Source organism: uncultured Planococcus sp. (assembly GCF_947501725.1).
GTDB classification, from domain to species: domain Bacteria; phylum Bacillota; class Bacilli; order Bacillales_A; family Planococcaceae; genus Planococcus; species Planococcus donghaensis_C.
This window is the reverse complement of the sequence record NZ_CANMXD010000008.1, coordinates 82248-98678: the sequence shown is the minus strand read 5'-3', so window position 1 is coordinate 98678 and position 16431 is coordinate 82248. Positions and strand designations below refer to the sequence as shown.

Below are 16431 nucleotides of genomic sequence, written 5' to 3'. Positions count from 1 at the left end.
TCGGTGCAGTTGCCGAAAGGTTTTTGTCTGCGATTTTTTACTGTATAATGAACCGGTGAGGAAGTGATACGATGATTGAATCCAAAAAAAGATGGCGTTTGACGACGCCGGACGAACAGGCAGTACAGGAAATCCAAAAGGAATTGAAGATTTCATCCGTATTGGCCAAGATTTTGGTGACACGCGGTTTGGATACTGTGGAAGCAGCCCGCGTGTTTATGGAAATGGACGTCAGCGGCATACATAATCCCTATTTGATGAAGGATATGGATGTGGCAGTGGAACGCATTCGCGCAGCCATCGACCGCCAGGAGAAAATTGTAGTTTATGGCGATTATGATGCAGATGGTGTGACAAGCACCACGGTCATGATGACTGTTTTGCAGGATTTAGGGGCAGATGTGTCCTTTATGATACCGAACCGCTTTAAGCATGGGTACGGACCGAACACGGAATTGTTTCAACAAGCTTTCGATAATGGCACAAAATTGATCGTCACGGTGGATAACGGCATTTCAGGCATCGAACAGGTCGATTTCGCCAATGGGTTGGGGATGGATGTCATCATCAGCGACCACCACGACATCGGAGAAACCTTGCCGAATGCTTTGGCGGTTGTCCATCCGCGCCATCCTGAAGGGAATTATCCGTTCGGGGAACTGGCCGGAGTCGGTGTAGCTTTTAAAATGGCACATGCCCTTTATGAAGAAATGCCGGATCACCTGATCGAACTGACGGCAATCGGCACCGTTGCCGATCTGGTTCCGCTTCACGGCGAAAACCGTTTATTTGTCAAAGAAGGACTGGCGGCGCTGATCGATTCGCCGAGCCCGGCGATTGCGGCGCTATGCGAAGTGGCCGGCGTCAAGCAGCAGGACATTACGGAAGAGACGATCGGCTTCATGTTCGGTCCGCGCATCAATGCAATCGGACGGCTTCAGGACGCTGATCCCGCGGTTCAGATGTTCTTGACGGAAGACCCGGCGGAAGCGCGTTCACTGGCTTCCGGACTGGACGTATTGAACAAAGAACGCCAGGCCATCGTCAAGCAGATTGCAGAAGAAGCGATGCAGCAGGTGGAACAGCGTTATCCGGATGGTTCTCCGCGCGTAATCGTGGTCGCTCAGGAAGGCTGGAATCCGGGAGTTGTCGGCATTGTCGCGTCGAAACTGACTGAGAAATTCTACCGCCCGTCGATCGTCCTGTCGCTGAACCCGGAGACCAGAAAAGCGAAAGGCTCTGCCCGCAGCATTGAGGGCTTCCATCTGTATAACGAACTGGCTAAGAACCGGGACATCCTTCCGCATTTCGGCGGACACCCGATGGCAGCCGGCATGACGCTCGAAGCATCTGACGTCGATGATCTGCGTGACCGTCTCAACAAACAGGCGGAAACCAGTTTAACGGAAGAAGACCTCTTGCCGGTCGTGGAAATCGACATCCCGCTCCGCCTGGATGAAATCGACATCACGGCCATTGAATCAATGCGTCTTCTGGCCCCTTTCGGCATGGGCTTTGCCAAGCCGAAGTTCTATCTGGAAGGCGTCAAAGTGGCGTCGATCCGTAAAATCGGTGCAGCGCAGAACCATTTGAAGATGGAGCTGACGCAGCATGCAGCTTCGCTGGACGCTGTCGGTTTCGGCATCGGACCAGTCGGTGACGAGCTGACGCCGGACGTCAAAATAGATGTAATCGGCGATCTGCAGATCAATGAGTGGAATGGCCGCAAAAAGCCCCAGCTGATGGTGGAGGATGTCCGCACGGATCAATGGCAATTATTTGATATCCGCGGCATTCGCCAAGTATCGCGCTGGTCCAAGCTCATTCCTCAGGAAAACCAGGTATATCTGGCTTTCAAAGAAGAGACGCCTTCTATCTTCCAGTCGTTTCTGTCACAGCCGATCTGCATGGCTGACAAATTGGATTCACTGGCAGGCAACAAGCATCACTTGGTGCTGTTGGACCTTCCGGAATCGGAAGAGCAGTTGGCCTCGGTTCTCGCGACAATGAAACCGCAGCGGATCTATGCGCATTTCCATGCCAAGGATTCGCAGTATTTTGAGCAGATCCCGACGCGTGAACAGTTTAAATGGCTGTTCGCTTTCCTGAAGAAACGCGGTACTTTTGATTTCAATAAACATTGCGACGAGCTGGCAAAACATAAAGGCTGGACGCGTGAATCATTATTTTTCATGCTGCAGGTGTTTTTTGAACTCGGTTTTGTTACACTTAACAATGGCATTACCGAGATTGCACAATCGCCGAGCAAAAAGGATTTGTCGGAAGCGCCGATCTACAAGAAGCGCGAGCAGCAGATTGCACTGGAGCAGAAGCTTTTGTATGCATCTTATAAAGATTTAAAAGAGTGGTTCGATGCGAAAGTGTCTGCCAAGGAGGAAGAAATATGGATTTGAAGAAGTACATCACTATTGTTGAAGATTGGCCGAAACCAGGCATCCAGTTTAAGGACATCACTTCGTTGATGGACGACGGAACTGCCTATAAGTATGCGACGGATCAAATCGTTGAATACGCAAAAACAGTGAATGCTGAAATTATCGTAGGACCGGAAGCACGCGGTTTCATCATCGGGTGTCCGGTTGCCTATGCGCTTGAACTTGGCTTTGCCCCAGTCCGTAAAGAAGGGAAATTGCCGCGCGAAGTAATCCGTGCCCAATATGGCCTTGAATATGGAACAGACGTATTGACGATGCACAAAGACGCCATCAAACCGGGTCAGCGCGTTTTGATCACCGATGACTTGCTTGCTACAGGCGGCACGATCGGTGCGACCATCAATTTGGTTGAGCAAATGGGCGGCATTGTAGTCGGCTGTGCATTTTTGATCGAATTGACTTATTTGGACGGCCGCAAGAATTTGGACGGCTATGATGTAACGACATTAATGCAGTATTAATAGTGAATCTCTTCGCCTTTTCGGGTGGAGGGATTTTTTTCTTGGATCAAGGGTATGGACACAGTAAAGACGAATAGGAGGTGGCCGGAAGATGAAGTTGGAAAAAGAGCACAACCCCCGATTAAATGCTGCATGGATTGACCACTACCTGGATAATCGTACACCTCTAGAGAAAATCACCCGCGAGACCGAACAATACTTCAACGCCATCAAAAAAGATTTTGCCGTCAGCAAACATGCCCGTCGGAAATCCAGCCTCACCGAGAAACTTTGGTCTTTATTCGCAGAAGAATTCAAGCCTGCAGATGAACACAATTTCGAAACCCGTGTGTCCGGGCAGCAGCTTTACCCTGAATGGAAAGAAAGGCTGGACAGTGAATACCGCAAACTGGATTCAACCATCCAGCGCCGCGTCAACGTCCGGGATTATGGCGCTTTGGGCGACGGGGAAACAGACTGCACCGAAGCTTTTAAAAAAGCTTTCGGAAAAGGTGCGGTCGAAGTGAAGGTGCCGGCAGGCGTTTATGTGGTGGAAGGTCTTCGTCTGCCGTCGTGGACCCGCCTGGTCGGAGCAGGAAAAGGCCGTACCACCATAAAGCTGCATCCGAAAGCGCCGCGGAAGGCCCGGCTTTTGACCAATAGCCATCACCTGTCGGGCAACCGCAATATTTCCGTGGAAAAGCTAACGCTTGACTGGCATATCGAACGTCTCGGTGAAATCGAAAAAACCAGTGCAGGCGGCAATCATTCAAGCTGCCTGACTTATGCGCACGTCACCTATGGCTGGGTCAAGGATGTGGAAGCGCTCAATCCGGGTCTGCATTGCTTCGATATCACAGCACCTCTGTATAATTACGCCGGAGACGGGCTGCGGGGCAAGGGCGGCAGCCGGTTTGTCTGGCTCGACGGCGTCACCGGCTCCGGTTTTGGCGATGATGGTTTGACGACGCATCACAGCGATTATATCTTCGTCTCCAATTCGCATTTCAGCGACCCGAGCGGCCGGGCGCACAACCGGGGCTTTTCCAACTCCAATGGCTTTGAAGTGGATGATGGCTCCCGACACGTTTGGCTAGTCGACAATTCCAGCACCCGCTGTTTCGGAGGCATCGAGATCAAAGCCCACGCCAATTCCTCGGCAGCATCAGGGGTCTATATTTCGGGGCATCTATCAGTCCACGACAACCGGTCGTTCAATTTCCGCCATATCGGCCATCATAAAAAAGACGATCCGGAATCGCGGTCGGCGTTCAATATAAAAGCGCAGCGGCTGGTATCCATCGAACCGGTTGAAACATCCCTTTACGAAGGGTCGCCGCCGCGAAGTCTGGTGGTGTCCGGCTATCGGAATGTCGCCATCAACCGCTTTTTGTTTGTGGGAGATCCCGATACTGATTATAAAAAGCAGCCTGCTGCCGCCATTCAATACCGTGCCGCATGCGTGTCCTTGACCAACGGCGTCATCCGGGATTTCACGACGGCAAGCGCTGACGTGTCGATTGCCGGCGGTGAACAAAGCGCCCGGAGTGTACGGGTGGAGAACTTGATCTGCCTGGGTTCTGCCGAACAGGCGGTGGCTGTCGGAAAAGGCAGTGAATTGGTCCGTCTGGAGAGTGTCAGAAAACGCAGCAGCCATTTACTTTAAACTATACGAGGAGGCAACAATATGAGATTGACTGGAAAGAAAGTGTTGAGTTTCGTTCACCATGAATTCGAGGATCTGGAACTTTGGTATCCGATTTTAAGATTGCGTGAAGAAGGGGCGGAAGTGGACATCGCAGGAGAAGAGGCAGGCATCGATTATTTCGGCAAATACGGCGTTCCGGCAAAATCGGATATGACCTATGGCGAAGCGCTCACCAAGGAATACGATGCGATTCTTGTTCCAGGCGGCTGGGCACCCGACAAAATCCGCCGTTTTCCGGAAGTTTTGGAGATGGTCTGCCATATGGATGACCAGAAAAAGCCGATCGGGCAAATTTGCCACGCCGGGTGGGTGCTTATTTCCGCCAATATTTTAAATGGCCGGAAAGTCACCAGTACGCCGGGCATAAAAGATGATATGGTCAACGCCGGCGCGGAGTGGCTGGATGAAGCCGTGGTGGTGGATGGGCACTTGGTGTCAAGCCGGCGGCCGCCGGATCTGCCGGATTATCTCCGTGAATTCATTAAAGTGATGGAGAAGGGCTAACAAAGCTTTACATTTAACCACTTTGTTTTTTATAATAGAAAGATATACTTTTGGAAAAATTTAAAGCAAGGTGGGCAATTATGGCGAAGGATCAAGTGAGAACAGCTGAAGATGTATTCGAGATGGTTGCGTCTTATATGAATGCCGATCATGTGAAAACGATTGAGAAGGCGTATCAAGTTGCGTACGATGCCCACATGGGACAGTTCCGGAAATCCGGAGAACCATATATTGTGCATCCGGTGCAGGTGGCCGGGATCCTGGCAGAGCTGCAGATGGATCCAGCCACTGTGGCAGCGGGCTTTTTGCATGATGTCGTGGAGGACACGGAAGTCAGCCGTGAAGACATCGTCCGTGATTTCGATGAAGAAGTGGCGATGCTGGTCGACGGCGTGACCAAGTTGAGCAAGATCAAGTATTTGTCCAAGGAAGAGCAGCAGGCGGAAAACCACCGCAAGATGTTTGTGGCGATGGCACAGGACATCCGTGTCATCCTCATCAAACTGGCTGACCGTCTGCACAATCTCCGGACCCTGAAATACCAGTCTGTTGAAAAGCAGCGCATCAAAGCCAATGAAACCTTGGAAATCTTTGCCCCGATTGCGCACCGGCTTGGGATCAATACCATCAAGTGGGAACTGGAAGATACCGCGTTGCGCTATTTGAATCCGCAGCAGTATTACCGGATCGTCAATTTGATGAAAAAGAAACGGACCGAACGGGAAGAATATTTAAATAAAGTTATGGGTGAGATCCGCACGCAGCTCGACGAAGTCGACATCAAGGCGGATCTTTTCGGCCGGCCGAAACACATCTACAGCATTTACCGGAAGATGGCCATCCAAAATAAACAGTTCAACGAAATCTATGATTTATTGGCAGTCCGCATCACAGTGGAAAGCATCAAGGACTGCTACGCGGTACTGGGCATCATCCATTCCACATGGAAGCCGATGCCGGGCCGCTTCAAGGATTACATCGCGATGCCGAAACAGAACCTGTACCAGTCGCTGCACACGACCGTAATCGGTCCGCAAGGCGATCCGCTGGAAGTGCAGATCCGCACCGAAGAAATGCACCGCATCGCTGAATATGGGGTAGCTGCGCACTGGGCCTATAAAGAAGGCAAAACCATCGACAAGCCGAAAAGCTCAGTCGATTCACGCCTGTCGTGGTTCCGTGAAATCCTGGATTTCCAGAACGAATCCGACAACGCGGAAGAATTCATGGAATCGTTGAAATACGACCTGTTTTCTGACATGGTCTACGTCTTCTCGCCAAAAGGCGACGTCATCGAAATGCCGGCAGGCTCCTGCCCAATCGATTTCGCCTACCGTGTCCACTCGGAAATCGGCAATAAAACCATCGGCGCCAAAATAAACGGCAAGATGGCACCGCTCGATACGGAGTTGCATACGGGAGACATCGTGGAAATTTTGACCTCCAAGCAATCTTTCGGCCCCAGCCGCGACTGGCTGAAGATCGCCAAATCAACGCAGACCAAAAACAAAATCAAGCAATTCTTCAAAAAGCAATTGCGTGAAGACAATGTCCAAAAAGGCCGTGACATGATCGAAAAAGAGATCAAATCCCAGGAGTTCCCGATCAAAGAAGTGCTGACGAACGAAAATATCAAACGTGTCTGTGATAAATTCAATTTTGCGGGCGAAGACGATATGTACGCAGCGGTCGGCTTTACCGGAATTACTGCTCAGCAGGTCGTCAACCGCCTGGCAGAAAAAATGCGCAAAAAGCGTGAGCAGGAAGAAGCACTTGAAAAAATCACTGTTGAAATGAAATCCAATGTACCGAAAAAGCAGACGGAATCAGGCGTCATCGTCCGAGGCATCGACAACATGATGATCCGCCTGTCGAAATGCTGCAACCCGGTGCCGGGCGACGACATCATCGGCTTTATCACTAAAGGCCGAGGCGTTTCCGTCCACCGCACCGATTGTCCGAACATCCACTCCGAAGAAAACGACCGCCTGATACCGGTCGAATGGGAGAATGAGGGGTCACCGGATAACAAATCGTACCAGATCGACATCGAAGTGCAGGCATATGACCGCACCGGTTTGATCAATGAAGTCATGCACATGGTCAGCGAAACGAAGACGACTATCACCGCAGTGAGCGGCCGTGCGGATAAAGACAAAATCGCGACGATCAACCTGTCGATCATGATTCCGCATATCTCGCACCTGAACCGCGTCGTCGAACGGATTAAATCGATTCCCGATGTCTACTCGGTCCAGCGTGTGACGAATTAAGGAGGCAGCATGAGAGTAGTTCTGCAACGATCCAAAGGAGCATCGGTGACGGTCGAAGGCGACATAACCGGAGCCATCAGCTCCGGCTATGTGCTGCTTGTCGGCATCACCCATGAAGATACAGAGAAGGATGCCGATTATCTGGCCGGCAAGATTGCCCAGCTTCGCCTGTTCGAAGACGAAGAAGGCAAGATGAACCGGTCGATTCTCGACAACGGCGGCGAGATCCTGTCGATCTCCCAGTTTACGCTTTACGGCGATGTCAAGAAAGGGCGCCGGCCAAGCTTCATCTCGGCGGCGCGGCCGGAAACGGCAGAACCGCTTTGGCAGGCCTTTAACGAGGCGCTGCGAAGTCATGGCCTCGTTGTCGAAACCGGCATCTTCGGCGCCATGATGGACGTCCAGCTGGTCAATGACGGCCCCGTGACGATCCTGGTGGAATCTAAATAGGGATTTATCGAGAAGTACAGGCGAGTTTGCCTGTGCTTCTTTTTTTGCTTGTATGCGGACGCTTCCTGTGCGATACGCACGTTCGCGGCCAGATACGCACGCTTTTTTCAAAATACGCGCGCTCAGCAGATATTGCGCACGTTCGGAAAGAAATATGCACGAAACACAAAAATCCACACAAAAAAGCACGGAGAATATTTTCTCCGTGCTTTTTTTATTCACCCAGCTGCGCATCAAAGTAGTTGATGATGCCGGTATAGAGGCCGAGCGCCGCCTGTTCGCGGAATTGTTTGGTGGTCAGGACGCGTTCTTCGTTGAAGTTGCTGAGGAAGCCAAGTTCGACGAGCACGGCCGGCTGCTGATTTTCACGGAGCACGAGGTAATTGCCGTGCTGGACGCCGCGGTCGTGCAGGGTCAGTTTGTCACCGAGTCCCGAGTTCAGGTATTCGGCCAGTTCTTTTTGGTAATCGTGCTGGTAATAGGATGTGAATCCGGACACGCTGCTGTCGTCGGTGGCATCGTAATGGATGCTGACAAAGGCGTCGGCTCCAGCCTGTTGGCTGCTGGCAACGCGCTTGCGCAGGTCGACATAGGTGTCGGACTGGCGGGTCATGACGACTTCGGCTCCAGCTGCGTTCAAATGATGGGACAGGATCTCTGCCGTCTTCAAGGTCAATTCTTTTTCTTCTGTTTTGCGGACGCCGACGGTACCGCCGTCATTGCCGCCATGGCCCGGATCGAGCACGATGGTTATGCCGTTCAAGGTGCCTTTCTTGCGGTCAGGCATTTCTGTCTGTTCATCCTCTGCAATCGTGTCTTCAGAAGACACGACCCATTCGGCAACGAAGGCTGCCTGGCCATCCGGCAATGAAACCTGATACCATTCGCCTTGCTTATCGATGACCGGCAAGTTATCGCCGGCATCTGCGCGGCTGGCAACTTCAGATGCAGTTGTCGCTTCGGTCCGCAGGTTTGTACCGTCGGTCAGGATGGTGACGGACTCTTGTGTATCGTTTGAGCGCGTTTCGGCTGTCTCGTCGGATAATTGGCCGTGGAATGCATATGCCCAGCCGTTTTTGTCTTCAGCCAATTGGATTTCCACCCAATTTCCTTCCATGGACACGACAGGGAAGACCTGTCCTTGGTTGACTGTCTGTTGGATTTTCGAGCTGAGATCAGGTTTTGAGCGGACATTCAATGCGCTGACGGCAATTTCGAAAGAAGAGACTTTGGAAAGCGCCTCTTTCTTTTCCTCTGTTTTCTCGGCGTCAGCCGCCTGATCTGTTTCGGGTGCTCCATCAGCCACGCTTATGTATTGCTTGGAGACAAATCCCCGGGTATTGCGGAAATTGATTTCCAGCCAGTCTCCTGCTGCGCTGATCACTTCAGCCTCGTCTCCGGCTTTCATCTTCGTCAGTACGGCTGCTGAGAGATCGGGTTGTGCACGGACGTTCAGGCCGTTGACCGATGATACGGCTGTTTGGCCGGATGCCGTTTGTTCTTCATCCTTGGATGTTGTCAGCCAGGAAGCGATCCAGCCTTCCTTGTCATCGACCCGGACTTCCAGCCAGTCGCCTTCTTTGGAAATGACGGAAGCTGTCTGTCCCTGCTCCAAATCGCCGGTTACGCTGTATGACAATCCAGGGCCGCTTCTGACATTGACCGTGGTGCCGGAAATTTGGACGGTGCCGGTATCGGCTGATGCATGATCTTTATCGAGCAGCGGCAAGCTGCCGGCTGTGAATAAAAAGAATAAAATAAGTACGATGAACCATCTGCGTTTCATGCCATTCCCCCTAAAGAAACTTCTCTCCCATAGTATCAAAAAACGGGCGCCTTGTGTCAAAAAGGTTGACAAGCAATCGGGGAGTTATTAAGATTGATTTATCCCGCTTTAACGGGCAGTAGGACTCCCGCTTATAAAAGAGGGAGCTCCACTGCCCGTAAAAGTCCGATTGGGTCAACTAACACTCAGTGGGGGATAAAGAATCCCCACTGAGTGAAGTTTCTCTTTATTATACTTATATATTTGCTGACGACGAAGAAAGTAATTGCATGATTTGGCTGAAAAGAGAAGGAAAGTCTTGGGCTGTAAACTTTCCTGCAGACAACTGTGATGAAAAACACTTTCGAGGCTTTTTTCTGAAAAGCGCATGCCGCTTATTAGGGAAAAACGGAACCGGCCGTTACCCGGAATGAGAGGATGCATCGTTTTGCATCAACTAGGGTGGAACCGCGGAAGCTAATACAGGCTCTCGTCCCTTGCGTAAAGCAAGGGGCGGGAGCTTTTTTGTATGGAAAAACAGAGGAGTGAAAACATGGCTAATATTCAAGCACCACGCGGCACGTATGATGTGCTGCCCGACCAATCCGCCAAATGGCAGGAAGTAGAACAAAAAATCAATGATTTGTGCAGGCTCTACCAATACAAGGAAATCCGCACGCCTATTTTCGAGCACACGGAATTATTCCAGCGCAGTGTCGGTGACACGACGGATATTGTCCAAAAGGAAATGTATACATTCCAGGACCGCGGCGACCGTTCGCTGACGCTGCGTCCGGAAGGCACAGCGTCCGTTGTCCGATCTTATGTGGAAAATAAATTATTCGGTATTCCGGATCAGCCGGTGAAATTATTCTATACCGGCCCGATGTTCCGCTATGAACGTCCGCAGGCAGGCCGCATGCGCCAGTTTGTGCAGTTCGGTGTCGAAGCGATCGGCTCCAAGGATCCGGCGATCGACGCGGAAGTGATTTCACTTGCTATGGACCTTTACCGTTCTGTCGGCCTCAAGCAATTGCGACTGGTCATCAACTCACTGGGCGACACGGAAAGCCGTGTGGCGCATAAAGAAGCGTTGATCAAACATTTCGAGCCGAGCATCGATGAATTCTGCAGCGACTGCCAGACACGGCTCAAGAAAAATCCGTTGCGCATCCTCGATTGCAAAGTGGACCGTAACCACCCATTGATGGCTACTGCACCGTCACTTGCTGATTATTTGAACGAAGAATCACAGGTTTATTTTGATGAAGTGCAAGCGTACCTTTCGAGCATGGACATCGACTTCGTAGTCGATCCCAACTTGGTGCGCGGCCTGGATTACTATAACCACACCGCCTTTGAAATCATGAGCGATGCAGAAGGTTTTGGCGCCATTACGACTTTGGCGGGCGGGGGACGCTATAACGGCCTTGTCGAAGATCTTGGCGGACCGGAATCTCCGGGGATCGGTTTTGCGATGAGCATCGAGCGCTTATTGTTGGCGCTTGAAATGGAAAAAGTGGAAATCGGCCAATCGAACAACCTGGAAGTTTACGTGGTGGCGATGGACGAGTCGAGCAAGAAAAAAGCATTTTCGGTCGTACGCGATCTGCGTTTGAACGGCATTTCAGCGGATATGGATTTCAACGGCCGTAAAGTAAAAGCGCAGATGAAATCCGCTGACCGCAAAGGCGCCGGCTTCGTCATCGTCATCGGCGAAACGGAATTGGCAAGCGGAAAAGTGGCATTGAAGGAAATGGCGACGGGTGAGCAGCAGGAAATGGCATTCGAAGAAATCGCCCAAACCATATTGAAAAAGAAATCACTGGAGGAATAATTATGTCTAGAACGCATTATTGTGGGGAAGTCAACGAAACTGCCATTGGGCAGCGTGTTACATTAAAAGGCTGGGTACAAAAACGCCGGGACCTTGGCGGCTTGATCTTTGTCGATGTCCGTGACCGTTCAGGAATTGTCCAAGTGGTCTTCAATCCGGAAATTTCAACAGAAGCCGCCGCGATCGGCGAGTCGCTGCGCAATGAATTCGTGGTTCATATCGATGGTCTGGTTGTAGAACGGACTGAAGGACAAGTAAATGCGGCTATGAAAACCGGAAAAATCGAAGTGCAGGTGGATCATGCATCCATCATCAATGCAGCAAAAAATCCGCCATTCGCGATCGAAGACAATACCGATGTCAATGAAGACCTGCGGCTGAAATACCGTTACCTGGACCTGCGCCGTCCGGCGATGTACGAAACATTCAAAATGCGTTCAGACGTCACTAAATCCATCCGCCGCTTTTTGGATGAAGAAGGCTTCATTGAAGTGGAAACACCGATTTTGACAAAATCAACTCCTGAAGGCGCACGTGATTATTTGGTGCCAAGCCGTGTCCATGACGGTGAATTCTACGCCTTGCCGCAGTCTCCGCAGCTCTTTAAGCAGATGCTGATGGTGTCCGGCTTCGATAAATATTACCAGATTGCCCGCTGCTTCCGTGATGAAGACCTCCGTGCAGACCGCCAGCCGGAATTCACGCAAATCGATATGGAAATGAGCTTCCAAACAATGGAAGACATTATCGGGATGAATGAACGTTTGATGGTCCAAATGATGAAGGACGTGAAGAAAATCGACATCGAGCCGACGTTCCAGCGCATGAGCTATACAGAAGCGATGGACCGTTTCGGTTCGGATAAACCGGATGTGCGCTTCGGCCTGGAATTGGTCGACGTATCAGACCTTGTGAAAGATTCAGCATTCAAAGTCTTCACCGGCGCCATCGAAAACGGCGGACAAGTCAAACTGATCAACGTCAAAGGCCAGGCTGCCAATTATTCACGCAAGGACATTGACGCACTTGGTGCTTTCGCTGCCGTTTACGGCGCAAAAGGACTTGCATGGCTGAAAGTCGAAGAAGAAGGCGTCAAAGGACCGATCGCCAAATTCTTTGAAGGCGAAGCGGCAACTGCTTTGACCGATCGTGCAGAAGCGGAAGCTGGAGATTTACTGTTGTTCGTGGCAGATAAGCGTACAGTAGTAGCAGATGCACTTGGCGCACTTCGGTTGAAGTTCGGCAAAGAGCTTGGCTTGATCGACAACTCGATCTATAAATTCCTGTGGATCACCGACTGGCCGCTGCTTGAGTATGATGACAAGGACGGACGCTACTACGCTGCCCATCATCCTTTCACTATGCCGTTTGAAGAAGACCTGGACAAATTGGCGACAGAACCGCAGAACGTCCGTGCACAAGCTTATGACCTTGTCTTGAACGGCTATGAGCTGGGTGGGGGATCTTCCCGCATCTACCGCCGCGAAATCCAGGAGCAGATGTTTGAAGTGCTGGGCTTCAGCAAAGAAGAAGCCAACGAGCAATTCGGTTTCCTGATGGAAGCATTCGAATACGGAACGCCTCCGCACGGCGGAATCGCTTTCGGTTTGGACCGTCTGGTGATGCTGCTGGCAGGGCGCACGAATCTGCGCGACACCATCGCATTCCCGAAAACGGCAAGTGCCAGCGATCTGCTGACAGATGCGCCGAGCCCGGTTTCCGGTGCGCAGCTTGAAGAATTAAGCCTATCGCTGAACATTCAGAATAATAAAAAAGTATCAGAGTAAAAAGCTTGTCTAAATAAAAAAGGTATGCTAACATACGGGTATAGAGAATCCTGATGTGTTCGTTTTAAGCAATTCGATTTTGACCCAACATTATGTCGTCGGGAGATCGAATTTCACCATGGCTAACATGCCTTAACGGGAAGTTATAAGTGGTGAAGAGGTCACCCACCTGCTTTCAGCGGGTTCAAACGATGCGCACCAACAAAGACGGCACGATTGGGATTCCTAATAAAAAATCATTTTTATCCCTTCGACAATTATTTGTCGGAGGGATTTTTAATGTGTATAATCCCTATTATGCGTATCAATATTGAAAGGCAGTGGCTTAATGTTACACCAATTCTCGAGAAATGAATTAGCAGTAGGTAAAGAAGGAATCGATTTATTGAAGAATGCAACGGTTGCCATCCTGGGCATCGGAGGCGTGGGATCATTTGCGGCGGAAGCTTGTGCCAGAAGCGGAGTCGGCACCATCATTTTGGTGGATAAAGACAATGTCGACATCACCAATATCAACCGCCAGCTGGTCGCCAATCTGTCGACAGTGGGGCAGTCCAAAGCAGGCGTCATGAAAGACCGCATCGCTGACATCAATACTGAATGCAAGGTGATTTCCCTGCATATGTTCTATACGGAAGAAACGTACGAAGAATTCTTCAGCTATAATCCGGATTATGTCATCGATGCTTCCGACACCATGATCTACAAAGTCCATTTGATGGAGGAGTGCTATAAGCGCGGGACGAAGATCATCGCGAGCATGGGAGCGGCCAACAAAACCGATCCCACCCGCTTTAAGATTGCGGATATCTCCAAAACACATACCGATCCACTGGCGAAAATCATCCGCAAGAAATTGCGCCAGGCCGGAATCTACAAAGGCATCCCTGTCGTCTTTTCAGACGAAAGCCCGATCATCGTCCGTGAAGACGTGGTCGGAAATGTCGGCAAGCCCGATGCAACCATCCGCAAAGCACAGATGCCGCCGTCTTCGAATGCCTTCGTGCCTTCTTCAGTCGGCTTGATCGCTGCCAGCTGGGTGGTCAATGACATCACCAAGTCCATTCCGATTACACGCGTCCGTATGAATTAAACGAAAGCCGGCTCTTTTCATGAGCCGGCTTTTCTGTGGGTTTTAAGACGGATAAATTAAGTTGTACTAAAGAAATGGTTTTTGGAAATTGTCAAAAAGGAGCAGGTCTGAAGAATTCGCTCCAGGCGGACGCTTTCCTGCGGGCGAGCGCCAAGCCTCCTCAGTCGCTTCGCTCCTTGCGGGGTCTCGGCTGTCTCGCTATCCCGCTGGAAAGACATTTGTCGAAGCTTGCGAGACTAACGTCTTTGCGACGAAGCTAGCGCAGCGATGCAGGAGCATATCTTTGCCCTTCGCCATCTCCCACTCTTTCTTCCTGATTTTGCTGATTAAAGGATTATAGGTTATGGAGTAAAGCATTGAAGATTTTCAAAATAGTGCAGTGACATCGTAAGAATTTCATTCGGGCAATTGGGGAGTGTCATATTGGCTCAACTGCATGAGCCGCCTCCTGCGGCACTAAGATTGAAACTGGTTTGCGAAAATCCAATGTAGGCAGAGGCCATTGTAAAGAAGTAGTTCACCTTATATAGGTATGAAAAAAGCCACCTCCGTTTAAGGAAATGGCGTTGCTTAGAACATATTTATTTTTTATTTTTCCGGAAGCTCTTCAGCTTTTCGTAGATTCCGGCGAATTTCTTCTCTTCGCCGGCGACAACCGGTTTGTAGAACTCGGTCGATTTCACTTCTTTCGGCAGATAATCCTGATCAGCCCAGCCGCCGAATGATCCGATCGGCGTGTCATGCGGGTAGCGGTAGCCCCCGTGGCCAAGGTCGGCGCTGCCGGCATAATGAGTATCCCGCAAATGCATCGGGATATCGCCGACGTCGCCTTTGTTGATGGAAGCGATGGCTGCGTCGATGGCTTTATAAGCCGAATTGGATTTTTCGGACAGGCACATTTCTGCGACAGCCTGAGCAAGCGGAATGCGTGCTTCCGGCAAGCCGAGGCGGTCCGCTGCCTGGCAGGCCGCCAGTACATGGCCGCCGACAGCCGGGTTGGCCAGTCCGATGTCCTCATAGGCCATCACCAGCAAGCGGCGCGTCACTGCGGTCAAGTCGCCATTTTCCAGCAAGTGCGCCAAATAATACATAGCGGCGTTGACATCGCTGCCGCGCACCGATTTTTGCAGTGCCGACAGCAGATTGAAGAAATGGGACCCTTTTTTGTCACCGAAGACACCGACGCGCTTGATCATCTGTTCAACCATCTGATCTTCGACGATAAATTTGCCGTCGCGTTCGTCAGAGGCGATGACTATCGACTCGAGCATCGTCAACGCTTTACGGGCGTCGCCGTTGGTGCCTTCCGCGATGCGTTCGACCTGTTTTTCGGAAATATCGATCTGCTCGCTGCCGAGACCGCGTTTTGGATCGGTCAAAGCTGACTTCAACAGCTGGACGATATCTTCATGTGAAAGGCGCTTCAATTGTTTGATTTCACCGCAGCGCGAGCGGATCGCCGGATTGACATCATGGAACGGATTTTCCGTCGTCGCGCCGATGAGGACGATCGAACCGCTTTCGACATGCGGCAGCAAAGCATCCTGCTGGAGTTTATTGAAGCGGTGGATTTCGTCGAGGAACAACAGGACTTTTCCGGTCATGCGTGATTCCGTCACGACTTCTTCGACATCTTTCTTGCCGGAAGTGGTGGCGTTCAACGCGATGAACGGCAAATTGGACGTGCCGGCGATGGCGTGGGCGATGGACGTCTTGCCGATTCCCGGCTCGCCGTAGAGCAGCATGGACGGCACGTGGCCGTTGCTGATCATTTTATATAGAGCCGTATGCGGACCGATGACATCTTTTTGTCCGACGACTTCATCGATCGTCCGTGGCCGCATACGGAAAGCTAAAGGTTCGTTATGCATAAGAAAACTCCTTCCGTACATTCGTTCTATCAGTATAGCGTTTGAAGTTTCAAAAGTCATTGCAAGTCCATTCGGCTCAAATTATGCTATACTGTTTTGAAGAATATTGGTATTTATATAGGTGATTTATAGAAGACGTATGTGAATGAAACTGAATCGTTATTCTGATCATACAATTTTGTAAGAAATTATTTTGTATTAATTTTCAATTTAAAGATATGGAGCAAACCAGCGGAGACTCCCGCGG

Annotated in this window: 11 protein-coding genes, 1 other RNA gene and 1 other annotated feature; of the genes, 10 read left to right on the top strand and 2 right to left on the bottom strand. The window is 50.8% G+C overall.

Annotated features, from left to right (window positions below):
• The first annotated feature begins 71 nt into the window (after nucleotides 1-71).
• From recJ to dtd, 6 genes are all read left to right on the top strand, one after another.
• Nucleotides 72-2414 carry a single-stranded-DNA-specific exonuclease RecJ gene (gene recJ / locus Q0785_RS12890; protein ID WP_298830368.1) on the top strand — a complete coding sequence of 781 codons (2343 nt, stop codon included), beginning with the start codon at nucleotides 72-74 and terminating at the stop codon, nucleotides 2412-2414.
• Nucleotides 2405-2917 carry an adenine phosphoribosyltransferase gene (locus Q0785_RS12885; RefSeq protein ID WP_223638143.1) on the top strand — a complete coding sequence of 171 codons (513 nt, stop codon included), beginning with the start codon at nucleotides 2405-2407 and terminating at the stop codon, nucleotides 2915-2917. The genes recJ and Q0785_RS12885 overlap by 10 nt, the downstream gene beginning before the upstream one ends.
• 91 nt (nucleotides 2918-3008) lie before the next feature.
• Nucleotides 3009-4562, top strand: coding sequence for a glycosyl hydrolase family 28-related protein (locus Q0785_RS12880; RefSeq protein ID WP_298830365.1), 1554 nt, complete (start codon nucleotides 3009-3011; stop codon nucleotides 4560-4562).
• A 21-nt stretch (nucleotides 4563-4583) separates the two neighbouring features.
• On the top strand, nucleotides 4584-5108 hold the full coding sequence (locus Q0785_RS12875; protein WP_298830363.1) for a type 1 glutamine amidotransferase domain-containing protein: 525 nt from the start codon (nucleotides 4584-4586) through the stop codon (nucleotides 5106-5108).
• Nucleotides 5109-5188: 80 nt separating this feature from the next.
• Nucleotides 5189-7381 (top strand): bifunctional (p)ppGpp synthetase/guanosine-3',5'-bis(diphosphate) 3'-pyrophosphohydrolase, encoded by a 2193-nt coding sequence (locus Q0785_RS12870; protein WP_298830361.1) that lies wholly within the window; start codon nucleotides 5189-5191, stop codon nucleotides 7379-7381.
• A 9-nt stretch (nucleotides 7382-7390) separates the two neighbouring features.
• Nucleotides 7391-7831 (top strand): D-aminoacyl-tRNA deacylase, encoded by a 441-nt coding sequence (gene dtd, locus Q0785_RS12865; protein WP_298830359.1) that lies wholly within the window; start codon nucleotides 7391-7393, stop codon nucleotides 7829-7831.
• Nucleotides 7832-8045: 214 nt separating this feature from the next.
• Here the strand turns inward: dtd and Q0785_RS12860 are convergent, their stop codons facing one another.
• Nucleotides 8046-9617, bottom strand: a complete 1572-nt coding sequence (locus Q0785_RS12860) for an SH3 domain-containing protein (RefSeq protein WP_298830357.1) — start codon at nucleotides 9615-9617, stop codon at nucleotides 8046-8048.
• 240 nt (nucleotides 9618-9857) lie between these two features.
• Nucleotides 9858-10097: a binding site (T-box leader), on the top strand.
• 52 nt (nucleotides 10098-10149) lie between these two features.
• Here Q0785_RS12860 and hisS point away from each other — a divergent pair.
• The 4 genes from hisS (at nucleotide 10150) to Q0785_RS12840 (ending at nucleotide 14313) form a co-directional block, all read left to right on the top strand.
• Nucleotides 10150-11433 (top strand): histidine--tRNA ligase, encoded by a 1284-nt coding sequence (gene hisS / locus Q0785_RS12855; protein ID WP_298830355.1) that lies wholly within the window; start codon nucleotides 10150-10152, stop codon nucleotides 11431-11433.
• A 2-nt stretch (nucleotides 11434-11435) separates the two neighbouring features.
• Nucleotides 11436-13220: an aspartate--tRNA ligase gene (aspS, locus tag Q0785_RS12850; protein WP_298830353.1), complete on the top strand. Its 1785-nt coding sequence runs from the start codon at nucleotides 11436-11438 to the stop codon at nucleotides 13218-13220.
• 44 nt (nucleotides 13221-13264) lie between these two features.
• Nucleotides 13265-13447: non-coding RNA, 6S RNA (gene ssrS, locus Q0785_RS12845), on the top strand.
• A gap of 101 nt (nucleotides 13448-13548) precedes the next feature.
• Nucleotides 13549-14313 carry a tRNA threonylcarbamoyladenosine dehydratase gene (locus Q0785_RS12840; RefSeq protein WP_223638130.1) on the top strand — a complete coding sequence of 255 codons (765 nt, stop codon included), beginning with the start codon at nucleotides 13549-13551 and terminating at the stop codon, nucleotides 14311-14313.
• A 581-nt stretch (nucleotides 14314-14894) separates the two neighbouring features.
• On the opposite strand, the gene Q0785_RS12835 is transcribed toward Q0785_RS12840, so the two are convergent.
• Nucleotides 14895-16184 (bottom strand): replication-associated recombination protein A, encoded by a 1290-nt coding sequence (locus Q0785_RS12835; RefSeq protein WP_298830350.1) that lies wholly within the window; start codon nucleotides 16182-16184, stop codon nucleotides 14895-14897.
• Nucleotides 16185-16431 lie beyond the last annotated feature (247 nt).

Coding starts and splice junctions, on each gene's coding strand:
- aspS (WP_298830353.1), top strand. CDS start 11,436: ATGTCTAGAACGCATTATTGTGGGGAAGTCAACGAAACTGCCATTGGG.
- hisS (WP_298830355.1), top strand. CDS start 10,150: ATGGCTAATATTCAAGCACCACGCGGCACGTATGATGTGCTGCCCGAC.
- Q0785_RS12880 (WP_298830365.1), top strand. CDS start 3,009: ATGAAGTTGGAAAAAGAGCACAACCCCCGATTAAATGCTGCATGGATT.
- Q0785_RS12885 (WP_223638143.1), top strand. CDS start 2,405: ATGGATTTGAAGAAGTACATCACTATTGTTGAAGATTGGCCGAAACCA.
- Q0785_RS12840 (WP_223638130.1), top strand. CDS start 13,549: ATGTTACACCAATTCTCGAGAAATGAATTAGCAGTAGGTAAAGAAGGA.
- Q0785_RS12870 (WP_298830361.1), top strand. CDS start 5,189: ATGGCGAAGGATCAAGTGAGAACAGCTGAAGATGTATTCGAGATGGTT.
- dtd (WP_298830359.1), top strand. CDS start 7,391: ATGAGAGTAGTTCTGCAACGATCCAAAGGAGCATCGGTGACGGTCGAA.
- Q0785_RS12860 (WP_298830357.1), bottom strand. CDS start 9,617: ATGAAACGCAGATGGTTCATCGTACTTATTTTATTCTTTTTATTCACA.
- Q0785_RS12835 (WP_298830350.1), bottom strand. CDS start 16,184: ATGCATAACGAACCTTTAGCTTTCCGTATGCGGCCACGGACGATCGAT.
- recJ (WP_298830368.1), top strand. CDS start 72: ATGATTGAATCCAAAAAAAGATGGCGTTTGACGACGCCGGACGAACAG.
- Q0785_RS12875 (WP_298830363.1), top strand. CDS start 4,584: ATGAGATTGACTGGAAAGAAAGTGTTGAGTTTCGTTCACCATGAATTC.